Origin of the sequence: Actinopolymorpha singaporensis, assembly GCF_900104745.1 — a bacterium.
GTDB classification, from domain to species: Bacteria; Actinomycetota; Actinomycetes; order Propionibacteriales; family Actinopolymorphaceae; genus Actinopolymorpha; species Actinopolymorpha singaporensis.
The window spans coordinates 886,197-899,245 of the sequence record NZ_LT629732.1; the positions used below are offsets into that span (position 1 = coordinate 886,197).

9 protein-coding genes and 1 pseudogene are annotated in these 13,049 nt (G+C 71.0%); 6 read left to right on the plus strand and 4 right to left on the minus strand.

Translation table 11 applies throughout. The annotated features are described in order from the left end of the window. Both BLU27_RS04090 and BLU27_RS04095 read left to right on the plus strand, forming a co-directional pair. Complete coding sequence (locus BLU27_RS04090) at positions 1-2,568, plus strand: sensor histidine kinase (protein ID WP_092650672.1); 2,568 nt, start codon at positions 1-3, stop codon at positions 2,566-2,568. Then, a complete protein-coding gene (locus BLU27_RS04095) occupies positions 2,565-3,254 on the plus strand; it encodes a response regulator (protein ID WP_092650674.1) in 690 nt (229 codons plus the stop codon). Before BLU27_RS04090 ends, BLU27_RS04095 begins: the two co-directional genes overlap by 4 nt. Here the strand turns inward: BLU27_RS04095 and BLU27_RS04100 are convergent. After that, a complete protein-coding gene (locus BLU27_RS04100) occupies positions 3,236-4,264 on the minus strand; it encodes an NAD(P)-dependent oxidoreductase (RefSeq protein ID WP_157728201.1) in 1,029 nt (342 codons plus the stop codon). The two genes, BLU27_RS04095 and BLU27_RS04100, sit on opposite strands and share 19 nt — an antisense overlap. Positions 4,265-4,431: 167 nt before the next feature. On the opposite strand from BLU27_RS04100, the gene BLU27_RS04105 reads away from it, so the two are divergent. Next, positions 4,432-5,475 carry an acyltransferase domain-containing protein gene (locus tag BLU27_RS04105; protein ID WP_092650678.1) on the plus strand — a complete coding sequence of 348 codons (1,044 nt, stop codon included), beginning with the start codon at positions 4,432-4,434 and terminating at the stop codon, positions 5,473-5,475. A gap of 7 nt (positions 5,476-5,482) precedes the next feature. Here the strand turns inward: BLU27_RS04105 and BLU27_RS04110 are convergent, their stop codons facing one another. After that, the gene (locus BLU27_RS04110; RefSeq protein ID WP_092650680.1) at positions 5,483-7,468 is read right to left on the minus strand and encodes a 3-keto-alpha-glucoside-1,2-lyase-like domain-containing protein; all 1,986 of its coding nucleotides are present in this window, start codon (positions 7,466-7,468) and stop codon (positions 5,483-5,485) included. Between the two features lie 240 nt (positions 7,469-7,708). Next, complete coding sequence (locus tag BLU27_RS04115) at positions 7,709-8,836, minus strand: LacI family DNA-binding transcriptional regulator (protein WP_092650682.1); 1,128 nt, start codon at positions 8,834-8,836, stop codon at positions 7,709-7,711. A gap of 214 nt (positions 8,837-9,050) precedes the next feature. On the opposite strand from BLU27_RS04115, the gene BLU27_RS04120 reads away from it, so the two are divergent. Further along, positions 9,051-10,250, plus strand: coding sequence for a glycoside hydrolase family 76 protein (locus tag BLU27_RS04120; protein ID WP_092650684.1), 1,200 nt, complete (start codon positions 9,051-9,053; stop codon positions 10,248-10,250). Between the two features lie 247 nt (positions 10,251-10,497). On the opposite strand, the gene BLU27_RS04125 is transcribed toward BLU27_RS04120, so the two are convergent. Then, complete coding sequence (locus BLU27_RS04125; protein ID WP_092650686.1) at positions 10,498-11,067, minus strand: 2'-5' RNA ligase family protein; 570 nt, start codon at positions 11,065-11,067, stop codon at positions 10,498-10,500. Positions 11,068-11,084: 17 nt separating this feature from the next. Between BLU27_RS04125 and BLU27_RS04130 the strand changes: the two genes are divergently transcribed. Then, positions 11,085-11,777 carry a histidine phosphatase family protein gene (locus tag BLU27_RS04130; RefSeq protein WP_157728202.1) on the plus strand — a complete coding sequence of 231 codons (693 nt, stop codon included), beginning with the start codon at positions 11,085-11,087 and terminating at the stop codon, positions 11,775-11,777. A 351-nt stretch (positions 11,778-12,128) separates the two neighbouring features. Continuing rightward, positions 12,129-12,800: pseudogene (locus BLU27_RS30190) on the plus strand (aryl-beta-d-glycosidase); the annotation flags it as partial. Positions 12,801-13,049 lie beyond the last annotated feature (249 nt).

Consider the following 13,049-nt stretch of genomic DNA (forward strand, 5'->3'; position numbering starts at 1 on the left):
ATGGCGCGCGGGATGTTCCGGGTCTACCTCGGCGCGGCGCCGGGGGTGGGCAAGACGTACGCCATGCTCGGTGAGGGGCACCGGCGCGCCGACCGTGGCACGGACGTGGTGGTCGGCTTCGTCGAGTGCCACGGACGGGTCCTGACCGAGCAACTCGTGGCCGGGCTGGAGGTCGTGCCGAGACGCACGATCGAGTACCGCGGCCGGACGTTCACCGAGATGGACGTGGACGCGATCATCCGCCGCCGGCCCGAGCAGGTGCTCGTCGACGAGATCGCGCACACCAACGTCCCCGGCTCCCGGAACGCCAAACGCTGGCAGGACGTCGAGGAGTTGCTGGACGCGGGCATCGACGTGATCACCACGGTCAACATCCAGCACCTGGAATCCCTCAACGACGTGGTGGAGGCGATCACCGGGGTGAGGCAGCGGGAGACGATCCCGGACGAGGTGGTCCGTCGCGCGGACCAGATCGAGCTGCGGGACATGTCGCCGGAGGCGCTGCGCCGCCGCCTCGCGCACGGCAACGTCTACCCGCCGGAGAAGGTCGACGCGGCACTCGCCAACTACTTCCGGGCCGGTAACCTCACCGCGCTTCGGGAGCTCGCGCTGCTGTGGCTGGCCGACCGGGTGGACGAGGGTCTCGCGCGCTATCGCGCCGAGCACGACATCACCGCGGCGTGGCCGGCTCGCGAACGCGTCGTCGTCGCACTCACCGGTGGGCCTGAGGGCGAGACCGTGCTGCGTCGGGCGGCACGGATCGCCGCGCGTGGTGCCGGCGGTGAGCTGCTCGCCGTGCACGTGGCGAGTGGCGACGGCCTGGCCGCCGCGCCGCCACAGACCCTCGCCCGGCTGCGCGCCCTGGTGGAGAGCCTGGGTGGTACGTACCACCAGGTGGTCGGTGACGACGTGCCCACCGCGCTGCTCGACTTCGCCTCCGGTGTCAACGCCACCCAGCTCGTGCTGGGGAGCAGCCGGCGCAACCGCTTCCAGCACCTTTTCCGGCCGGACGTGGCGACGGTCCTGACCCCGCGGTCGGGCGACATCGACGTCCACCTGGTCACCCACGAGCAGATCGGCAAGGGCCGGTTGCAGACGTCGCGTACGCCACTGAGCAGGCGGCGCATCATCGGCAGCTGGATCCTGGCGCTGGTCGGGCCTCCGGTGCTGACCCTGCTGCTGACGGCGACCAGGGACGCGCACACGCTCACCCTCCAGGTGCTGTTGTTCCTCGCCCTCGCGGTGGCGAACGCCCTCGTCGGCGGGATCGCACCGGCGGCGGTGTCGGCGGTGCTGGGCTCGTTGCTGCTGAACTACTTCTTCACCCCGCCGTTGCACACCCTCACGATCAACGAGAGCCAGAACGTCGTCGCGCTGGTGATCTTCGTGGTCATCGCCGTCGCGGTCGCGATCGTCGTCGACCTGGCGGCACGGCGGTCCAGTCAGGCGGCCCGGGCCAAAGCCGAGGCGGCCACGTTGTCCACCCTTGCCGGCAACGCGTTGCGTGGTTCGGACGCGCTGGAGTCCCTGCTGGGGCAGGCGCGGGAGACGTTCGGGATGGCCTCGGCGGCACTGCTCGAACGCGGGCCCGCCGACGGCATCGACGACCAGTGGAAGGTGCTGGGCAGCGTGGGAACCGACCCGGCCCGCGCCCCTGCGGAGGCGGACGCGGACGCGGCGGTGACCGACTCGCTGGTGCTGGCCCTGACCGGGCGGGTGCTTCCGGCCTCGGATCGCCGGGTGCTGGAGGCGTTCGCCGAGTACCTCGCCGTCGTCCTGGAACGCCGGCGGCTGGCCGAACAGGCCGGCCGGGCAGGAAAGCTCGCCGAGGGCAACCGCATCCGGACCGCGCTGCTCGCCGCCGTCTCCCACGACCTGCGCACCCCGCTGGCCGCGGTGAAGGCCGCGGTGAGCAGCCTGCGCCAGACCGACGTCGAACTGTCGGAGGAGGACCAGGCCGAACTCCTCGCCGGCATCGAGGAGTCCGCCGACCGGCTGGACCGGCTGGTCGCGAACCTGCTCGACATGAGCCGGATCCAGGCGGAGGCGGTCCGCCCGATGCTGCGTGACGTGAGCCTGGACGAGGTGGTCCCGGCCGCGCTGATCGGCGTACCACCGCGCTCTGTCAAGGTGGTCTTGCCGGAGGACCTGCCGGCAGTCCGCGTGGACACCGGGCTGGTCGAACGCGCGGTCGCCAACGTCGTCGAGAACGCCGTACGCCACAACCCGCCCGGAGAGCCCGTGCTGCTGACGGCCAGCGCCCTGCGCGACCAGGTGGAGATCCGCGTCGCCGACCGCGGGCCGGGCGTTCCCGACGAGTCCAAGGACCACATCTTCGAGCCGTTCCAGCGGCTCGGTGACGCGCCCGCCGGAACCGGCGTCGGGCTGGGGCTGGCGGTGGCACGCGGGTTCGCCGAGGCCAACGGTGGCACTCTGTATGCGGAGGACACCCCCGCCGGAGGGCTCACCATGGTGCTGACACTGCCTGCCGCCGAGGCCGGCAGCGGCGCCGGAACTCCTCCGGGGACGACGTACGGCTCGGGAGACACGGACAGGACGGCACCGTGAGCAACCCCAAGGTTCGGCTGCTGGTCGTCGAGGACGACCCCCAGCTGGCCCGTGCGCTCGCGATCAACCTGCGGGCCAGGGAGTACGACGTGGACGTGGTGGCCGAGGGGCGAGCCGCGCTCGACGTCGCCGCCCGCCGCCATCCGCAGCTGGTCGTCCTCGACCTCGGCCTGCCGGACATGGACGGCGTCGACGTGATCCGCGGGCTGCGCGGCTGGACGCAGGTGCCGATCCTCGTCCTGTCCGCGCGGCAGTCGTCCACCGAGAAGGTCACCGCCCTGGACGCGGGCGCCGACGACTATGTGACGAAGCCGTTCGGCATGGACGAGTTGCTGGCCCGGCTGCGAGCCGCCGTCCGCCGCGGGCAGCCCGGGCCGGACGGCGAACCCGTGGTGACCACCGAGGCGTTCACCGTGGATCTGGCCGCCAAGCGGGTGATCCGCGACGGCAAGGAGGTACGCCTCACGCCGACCGAATGGCACCTGCTGGAGACCCTGGTGCGCTCGCCCGACCGGCTGATCGGCCAACGCCAGCTGCTCCAGGAGGTGTGGGGTCCGGAGTACGCCACCGAGACCAACTACCTGCGCGTCTTCATGGCGCAGTTGCGACGCAAGCTCGAACGCCAACCGGCCGCGCCGCGCCACCTGATCACCGAGCCGGGCCGGGGCTACCGCTTCGTGCCCTGACCGGACACCACCCGGCCGACGAGTTCGGGCTCGGCGGCCAGCAGCCGGCGTGGCGGCAGACCGGCGGCGATCGCCTCCAGGTCGTCGACCACCATCTCGCCGATGTCCCACATTCCCTCGCGCACCGACCCGGCCCGGTGCGCGGAAAGCACCGCGCCGCGAGCGCGGCGGATCGGATGGTCGGGCGCGAGCGGTTCGTCGGGGAACACGTCGATCGCGGCGCGGAACCGCCCGGCCAGGACGAGTTCGGTCAACGCGTCGAAGTCGACCACGTGTGCCCGGCTGACCAGCACCACAACGGCGTCGGGCCGAACGCGTTCGAGCAGGTCCCGCGACAGCAACGCGCGGTTCTCGCTGCTCGGCGCGGCCAGGACGAAGACGAACCGTGACGCCTCCAGCAGCTCTGTCAACGACACCGGCTCCACACCCTGGCGGCGCAGGAAACCGTCGGCCAGCCACGGGTCGTACGCCCGGATCCTCACGCCGAACGGCGCCAGCAACGGCTGCAGGCTCCGCGCGAGCGCGCCGTACCCGATGAACCCGACCGGCTGGTCGTACAGCATGAAGGTGGTCGCGTTGCCGGCGTGCAGCCACCGCTCGTCACCGGCCCGCATCGCGGCGTCGCCGGCGGCGATCTCCCGGCACGACGCGAGTGCCAGACCCAGTGCCATCTCGGCCACCTGCCGCCCGAACGCCGGCGCCGCCGACAGCACGCGGATCCCGCGCGCCCGACATGCCTGGTAGTCCAGGGCGTTCGGGAACGCGCCGGAGACGCTGATCACCGCGCGCAGGTGGGGCGTCTCGTCGGGCAGCGGTCCGTAACGCCATTCCGAGCACACCACCGCCGTCGCCTCGGACAGCTCCCTGCGGGCGTCCTCGGCCGGCATCGGCTCGTCGCGTCCCCACACCACGTCGGCGGTGGCGTGCAGGCGCTCCAGGTCGGCGGCGGAGAAGATCTCCGTCATCTTCCGGAAGTGCGGGTCGAGAAGCACTTTCGCCTTGTCCGGCAAGGGTTTCTCCCTCCCAGCCCGGCGCGTGCCGCTGGGTGCTCGGTCGTACGCCGGGGATCTTCGCGGGACTCCCTGGCACGGTAGCGTGTCCGGCACGCCGGGCGCACCGGGCGCACCGGCCGGCAGGGCCGCCACTTCGCCAACCCCGGTCCGAGGGAGGACACGTGATGTCGACGCCGGGCGTGAGCCGCGATCTCGCGATGGTGCGGGACGCACTCGGTCTGTCCCCCGAGGCGGTGCGCTGGTTGTCCGAACGCGAGCACGCGGGATCCCGGGTCGGCGCGGACGGCCCGGTGCTGCCCGACGACGAGACCGCCGACCGCCTGCTCACCCGGCTCGGAGCGGACCCGCGCGACCGCGCGGACACGCTGGCGGCTCGCCCCGCCCCCGAGCGGGACACGGCACTGTGGTGGGTGCTCGACCGGATGTACCGCCACCAGCTGTCCGTACTCGGGGAGTGTCTTCCGATCGAGGGCCTGCCCGGATGGCCGGCACTGCCCGCGAGCACCGGACCGGTCGGCGCGCACCTGTATGTCTGGCTGTATCTCGCCGTACTGCCGAAGGTGGTTGCCTACCACGCCGAGCGGGGCATCCCCGAGGAGGTGAGCTGGGCGAGCCTGGGGGTCGGCCAGGGCATGCGGGCCCACCGGAGCTTCACCGGGCACAGCGGGCTGAGCCTGTTCAGCACGTGGACTCCGCAGGTGCACCTGCGCGGGGCGCAGTTCTCGTTCGGGCGGCTGGAGTTCAACCGCGGTGCGGTGTCGTTCGGCAACGGCGCCTGCGGGTACGCCGTCGCGGTGCACATCCCGGCGACCGGGCGGCTGGACGCCGACGCGTGCGACCGGTCGCTGGCCCAGGCCCGGGACTTCTTCGGGCGGTACTTCCCCGAGGAGCCGGTGGCGTTCTTCACCTGCCGGTCCTGGCTGCTCGACCCGCAGCTCGGCGAGTACCTCCCACCGGCGTCCAACATCGTGCGCTTCCAGCAACGGTTCCGCCTGTTGCCGTTCCTGCGCGGGACCGACGAGGGCGACGCCGACCACGTGGTGCTCGGCTACGTCTTCGAACGCTCCGCACCCGGCGCGGAGGTCACCGCCGACCTGCTCGACGAGCTCCCGCAGGACTCGACCCTGCGGCGTGCCTACGTCACCCACCTGCGCGCCGGGCGGCACTGGCACGAACGCACCGGCTGGCTCCCCTTCCACGAGGCCTGAGCGCCGGTCACCGGGATGCGGGTCGGAGCCGGTAGAGAACCGCCGCGCCCGCGTCGAGGTTCGCGGTCAGCCGCAGCCGGTCCTGGTCGACGTACGTCCCGATCCTGGGGTCGAACCTCGCGACATTCCCGACCGCCGCCGGGTCGAGCTCGACCTGGCTCACGCACCGCTCGGAGTGCGAACGGTTCGCGATCAGCAGCCAGCGGGTGCCGGTCCGCTCGGCGTCGACGAACCTGCCGAGGACGACCGCGCCGCCCTGCACCGACTTCACCACCTCGTCCGGGGTCCACGCGGTCGCACCGGCCGGCAGCGGGTCGTCGTGGGCGTGGGTCACCGACTCCGACACCAGCGGCTTGAGCTCACGCCCGACCGGGGCGAGCCAGCGCAGGTTGATGTTCTTCGCCGCGTCGTAGCGGTCGGTGCGTTTGCCGTCGACAGTGATCAGCGCGGGCTGGAACCCTTCTCCGCGCGCCGGGTCGGGCGTCCAGTAGGTGAAGTACTGAATGCCCTTGGCCCCGTAGGCGAGACTGACGTTGATCTGCCACAGCAGTTCGGCCGGGGTCGGCTGGCGGCGGTTGCCGTACGCACCGGTCTGGATGAAGATCCACGTCGGCAGGCCGGCCCGCAGCCCTTCCTCGCGGATGATCTTCCAGTTGAGGAAGTAGCCCGGGTCGTCGGTGCCGTCGGCCATCAGCGGGTAGCGGTCGAAGGAGAGCAACACCGGCTTGACGACATCGACGAACTGCCGCACGTAGTTCGGGTCGTTGGAGGGCAGCAGGTTGATGTACGGCAGGGCGTTCGGGTCGAGCTCCCGGGTGATCCGCACGAGGTGGGCGAGCGTCTCGAACCTGTCCGGTGAGGGTTCGTCGTAGATGTCGAGCCCCGCGAACGCCGGAGAACCGCCGGCGTTGGGCGGGTTCCAGGCTTCGAGATTGCCGGAGAAGTCGTCTGTCAACACCACCTTGCCGTCGGCCGTGGTGACCTTCACGTTGTCGAAGAGTGCGGATTCCGGCCCGGCCTCGCGGAACCCGACCCGGCCGCGGGCGTACGTCGCATCGGTCGTGGTGTCGACCACGGTGCCGTTGATCGACGTGGTGATGGTGTCGCCCGCGACCTTCGTCTCGACGTGGTACCACGTGCCGTCGGTGACCGCGGTCGTGAGCGGTACGGGCCTGACCCAGGCGGGGCTGCCGTTCACGAACAGCACCTTGGTCAGATAGCCGGGCGCCGCCGGGGTGGTGTAGGCGGAGTTGGACAGCAGCCAGACGTAGGCGTTGGCCGGGTCCTGCGCGCGAAACGCCCACCCTGCCTGGGCGTACTTCCCGCCGCCACCGGTCTGCCGGGGCGCCACGTCGAACGCGAACGTGTAGTCCGACCAGTCCGCACCCTCGCGGGACAGCCCGGCGCTGCCGCTGCCCGTGCCGCCGTTCTGCAGCAACCGGCCGTCCCGGACCTCCCAGAAGCTGCGCGGGCGGTACGTGTCCAGCACCTGCCGCAGCTTCGTCTCCGCCTGCTCCGGAGTGAGGGTGAAGTCCCCGCCCTCGGAGGAGACGCGGAAGTCGTTGCGCATCCACCGCACGGTCGCGTCGTCGACGACGAGGGTGAGCCCCACCTGGTCGGCGATGCCGAGCGCGTACTTCTGGATGTAGGCGTCGGCCCACAGGTAGTTGTTGCTGTGGGTGTAGGTGAATCCTGCGTCCTTGATCTCCTGGTAGCGCGCGAGCGTGGTCTGCAGGGGCGGTGGTGGCCACCACAGTCCGATCGGGAACTCCCGGCCGCCGACCAGGGGCAGGTGGGCGAGATCCTCCGGGGTGATCGCCGGCGCCGCGGCCGCTCGGGTCGCCTCGGCCGCCCGGGTCGTCGCCGCCTCGCCGGTCTCGGCCGCTGCCGGGACGGCTCCCCCTGCGATCGGCGCGGTGGCGGCGATCGCGCCCGCCCCCATCGCCTTCAGCAGCGTCCGCCGGTCAGGGTGCGTGGTGCGTTCGTCGTGCATACGTTCTCCCCCAGGAAAGCGTCGGTGACGAAACGAAACGTGTGAACCCCGCTCGAACTCCGCGGCCCCACGGTGCTGCACCGTGCCAGGTAGTGCCCAAATGCTCCGGGTTGGCACCCGGGACTTCAAGCCATGTGTACAGATTCGGCCCCGGCAACCATCGTTGGGCGGCACGCGACTCGTTGGGCGGCACGCGACGGGCGGCCATGAGAATCTCCATCGCGGCGGTGATCCTGGCCGTTACGGAGCCACCAGCTCGAACGGGACGGTGGACCGGCGGGGTACGTCCTCGCCGTTCAGTTGGGCGACGAGAAGGTCGACCGCTCGCCGCCCCATCTCCTGCTGGCCCTGCCTGATGTGGGGGAACGAGGCGGCAGCCGCCCGCGACCAGGGCGAGTCGAAGCAGGCGACCAGGTAGCGAGCCGGATCCCAGCGGCCCACCTCCGCCAGCACCTCCCGCACCAAGACGGCCAGGTTGTACTCGCAGACGACGAACCCCGTCACGGCGGGTTCGCGGTCGAGGAACGCGCGGATCGCGGCCCGGTCGGCCCCCGCCTCCCCGTCCGAGCCCGGTTCGGGAAGGGTGCTCTGCAGACCGGTGAAGCAACGCTCGGCGGAGGCCGGCGCGCCACGTTCGTGCAACGCGGATCGGTAACCCTGGATGCGTTCCTCGATGCTGGTGGTGTTCTCGACCGGTGGTGAGACGAACGCGACCTCGGTGTGCCCCTGCTCCAGCACGAACTCCGTCAGCGCCCGGCACGCGGCCACGTTGTCGGTGTGTACAGCGCACGCCGGGATGCCGGGCAGGTAGCGGTCCACCAGCACCAGCGGGGAGCCGTCCAGGACGAGCCGGACGAGGCTCGCGTTGTAGAACTCCCCGTGCACCGGGAAGACGATCATGCCGTCCACTGTCCCGCCGGCGAGTGCGCGGATCGCGCTCTCCTCGACCTGCTGGCTGTCGCGGGTACGCCGCACGAGGAGGTGGTAGCCGTGCTCGGCGGCCCGCTCCTCGATGGCACACATCAGGTCCAGGCCGTACGTCTCGGACGCGTCGGGCAGCAGCAGCGCCAGGCATCCCGTACCTCCGGCGCGTTCACCGACGGCCGGCACCGACGGGCTCTCCTCTTCGCGTACGGCGTCCAGGCGTCGTGCGTCGGTGGACACGAACGACCCCTTGCCGCGGCGGCGGTCGACCACCCCGGCATCGGCAAGCATCCGCAGCGCCCGCTTGGAGGTGATGCGGCTGACCCCGAACCGATCTGCCAGCTCGGTCTCCGACGGCACCCGGTCGCCGGGGCGCAGCCGGCTCTCCGCGATCTCCTCCAGCACGAACTCGTAGAGGCGTTCGTACAGGAAGTGTTCGGGCACCAGAGTCTCCAGACCTCGGCTGCATACCATTTGTGGGCCACCGACATACCAACCCCGACCGGCGGCCTCTCGGCCTCAATCCTCCACTACACAAGGAGGATCGGCGACGAGGTGGCGATGACCGCATACGGACGAAAGCAGCCGTTGACTTGTTGGTATATCCAGTGCACGTTGAGTCCCGTGCCCAGGCGGCACATCGACTCGGAGGTTTCCCGTGAGCCAGCACTTCAGCACCCCGTCGCGACGTGCCGTCCTACTCGGCGGAGTGGCCGCGGCCACTACCGCAGCGGTCGGCGCGGTGTCCACCACTCCCGCGTACGCCGGCACTGTGTCGACGGCGAACCTGAGCCGCTACGCGCGCCGCGCGCAGGCCAGCTACGCCGCGTTGCAGCGGTACTTCTACGACCCGAAGACCTCGCTCTACCTGGAGGAGTACCCGCACGCAGGCGGCAACCCGTACTCCTATGTCTGGCCCTTCTCCCAGGCGATGGTCGCGACCCAGGACATGGCCGGGCTTCCCGGAGTGGGTGCGAGGTATGCCGCCGACGTGGCGGACCGGTTCACGGCGGTGGAGAAGTACTGGAACGACCAGACCGACCCGCCCGGCTACGACTCCTACCTTCGTCCGCCGCTCGGCCAGGGCGGTGACAAGTTCTACGACGACAACGAGTGGATCGGCCTGGCCGACCTGCAGCATCACCTGATGACGCCGGGCGGGCACGCGCCCTCCATGCGTCGCGCGGCACAGATTTTCGACCTGGTGGTGTTCGGCTGGGACGACGACCCGACGCACCCGTGTCCCGGCGGGGTCTTCTGGACACAGGCACCCTGGAGCCATGACCGCAACACCGTCTCCAACGCGCCCGGTGCCGAGGTGGGCCTCCGCCTGTACCTCATCACCAGGCAGCCGCGCTACCTCGAGTGGTCCACCCGGATGTACGACTGGACGCGGACCTACATGCTGGCACCGAACGGTCTGTACTGGGACCACGTCGATCTCGCCGGCAACATCCAGAAGACGCAGTGGTCCTACAACCAGGGCGTCATGATCGGTGCCGGCGTCCTGCTGCACCGCGCGACCGGTAGCGGCGAGTACCTCGACCAGGCCGAGGACACCGCGAAGAAGGCACTCGCGTTCTACGCCGAGAACGAGCGCTACTTCACCCAGCCCGCGCGGTTCCACGCGATCTTCTTCGCCAACCTGCTGCAGCTGTCGACACTTCGCCCGGACCCGGCGTACCGCGAGGCGATGCAGTGGTACGCCGACCAGTCGTACCAGCGGTTCCGCGACCCGAAGACCGGTCTCTACAGGTTCGAGGGCGCCAACCCGGTCACCCTGCTGGAGCAGTCGGGCATGGTGCGCATCGAGGCGATGCTCGGCTGGTCGCCCGCCAACTACGGCAAGCTGACCTGAGGACCGGGCCGGCTCCCGACCGCCCGGCCGGGGCGCACGAGCAGTTCCGTGCGCCCCGGCCGTGCAGTGTCGATCAGGAGTTGGCGAACCGCTCGTAGTTGCCGCGGCCACGTTCACGGCCGAAGGCGATGTTGTTGACGGTCACCCGTGCGCGGCGGTCAGGGCAGAAGTTCGGCGAGTTGTCGTCCCGTACGTACGTCGTGGCGTTCCACCTGCCGCGGCGGCCGCACCTGAGCGAACGGCCGGCTCAGCGTCGGCCGAGGGGGAGTTCTGCGATGGTGTGCCACGAACCCGGCTCGGACGATCCGCAGATGACGTGCGCCGTGGCCACCTCCGTACTGATCGGAAGGTGGCCACGCACGAGCTCCGCGGCCCGGCGGAGTTCGGCTGTCGGAGCACCGTCGCCGACGGTCAGGTGCGGCACCACCTCGGCGTGGACCCCGCCGTACGGCGGGTACTCCGGGAAGCGTTCGCACACCGCGATGATCAACTCGGCGAACGCCCGGGCAGGCTCGGGGGACAGCCACACCACCTGGTCCCCGAACCACTCGACACTCGTGAAACGAGCCCGGAAGGACGGAACCGTGCGGACCGCCTCGCCCGCCTTGGCCAGCACCCTTGCATCGATCAGGGCCGGAGGGACGAACGGGTAGAGGACCGTCACGTGCGCGGGCACTCCCTCGGCGGCGGCTGGGTCCAGCCGTGACCGGAGGTGCCCCACGGCAGGCTCCGCCTCGGGCACCGGCACGATCACCGCGCTCTCCGGCGGCAGCCGAGTCGGTGGCAGCTGAGTCGGCGGCAGCTGAGTCGGTGGCATGTGGGGAGTATGAATCGGTGAGCCTGATCTTCGCCCGCCACGGGGAGAGCCACGCGAACCTGCTGAACGTCTTCGCCAACCGCGAGCCGAGTCACCCGCTGACCGACCGCGGGCGCGAGCAGGCAGTCGCGCTCGCGCGTCGGCTGGCGGGCCGGACCATAGTGGGCCGGCCCATGGGGGACCGGACCTCGGGGGACCACTTCACGGTGGGCCGCATCCACACGAGCCCGTTGCTGCGGGCCGTGCAGACGGCGCGGATCCTGGGTCACGAACTCGGTGTGCCCGTCGTCGTCTCCGACGCGCTGCGCGAGTACGACGTCGGCTCGTACGAGGGAAGCGGCGATCCCGCGCACTGGCGTGAGTACGACGAGGTGCTGGAGGCCTGGCTGGTGCGCAACGAGGCAGACCGCCGGGTGGGCGGGGGCGAGAACCTGCACGAGATCCGGGCGCGGTTCCGGTCGTTCGTCGACGAGTTGGGCACCCGGGCGGGTAACACGGTCCTGGTCGGGCACGGCGGGTTGTATCGCTGCGCACTTCCCGGCGTACTCTCGAACGTCACCCCGCGCTGGGCCCTCGCGCATCCGCTCGCCAACACCGAGACGGTGACGGCGCGGCCGCATCGGGGCAGGCTGGTCGCCGTCGCGTGGGGAGACCTCGACGTCGGACCGGACGGCGTACTCGACGAACTCCGGCCACCCGACGGCTCGTGATCAGCCCAGGCGGGCGAGTTCCGTGCGCGCGGGTGACGGCCCGGACCGCCTCGCTGTGGCCGGACGCCGCGCCCGCCTCGCGTTCGGCACCGGCGATGGCGAAGAACGGCACGTACGCGATGCCCCGCTCCTCTCGAGGTGCGGATGTGCGCGGGGCTGTGGGTGGGCGGGGTTACAGTGCCATGCACGACGGCCCCAGCCCACGGCTCCCAGGGAGCCACCATGTCCGAGTCGTACGGTTCCTTCCCGCCCGTGCTCGGCGAGCTCACCCTGGCGGAGAAGGCCGCGCTGGTCAGCGGTTCGGACTTCTGGCACACCACACCGGTGGAGCGGCTGGGCGTCCCGGCGATCATGGTCTCCGACGGCCCGCACGGCCTGCGCACCCAGCTGTCCGAGGCCGATCACGTGGGCCTGTCCGGTAGCGTCCCCGCGACGTGCTTCCCACCGGCGGCGGGCCTCGCCAGCTCATGGAACACCCGGCTGATCGAGACCGTGGGCCGAGCGCTCGGCACCGAGGCGCGCCGATGGGGCGTGTCCGTCGTCCTCGGCCCCGGCGTCAACATCAAGCGGTCGCCGTTGTGCGGTCGCAACTTCGAGTACTACTCCGAGGATCCCTTCCTCGCGGGCCGGCTCGGCGCGGCCCTCGTCCGCGGCGTGCAGAGCCAAGGCGGCGGCACGTCGGTGAAGCACTTCGCCGCCAACAACCAGGAGGACGACCGGCTCCGGGTGAGCGCCGAGGTGGACGAGCGCACCCTCCGCGAGATCTACCTGCCGGCGTTCGAGCACATCGTGCGCACCGAGCAGCCGTGGACCGTGATGTGTGCGTACAACAAGGTCAACGGGACGTACGCCTCGGAGCACCGCTGGCTGCTGACGACGGTGCTGCGGGAGGAGTGGGGATTCGCCGGGCTGGTCGTCTCCGACTGGGGCGCGGTGCACGACCGGGTGCGCGCGCTCGAGGCCGGGCTGGACCTGGAGATGCCGCCGAACCTCGAGCTGAGCCCGGCCGCGGTGGTCGCCGCGGTACGCGAGGGACGGCTGGCGGAGTCCGTGCTCGACGACGCGGTGGGCCGGGTGCTGGCACTGGTCGGCCGGTCCGCGAACGGTGAGGTCACGTTCGACGAGGACGAACACCGCCGGGTGGCCCACCTCGCCGCACTGGAGTCCGCGGTTCTTTTGAAGAACGAACACGGCGCACTGCCCTTACGGCCGGAGGTGGGCGCCACGGTCGCGGTCGTCGGCGAACTCGCCCGGACACCGCGCTTCCAGGGC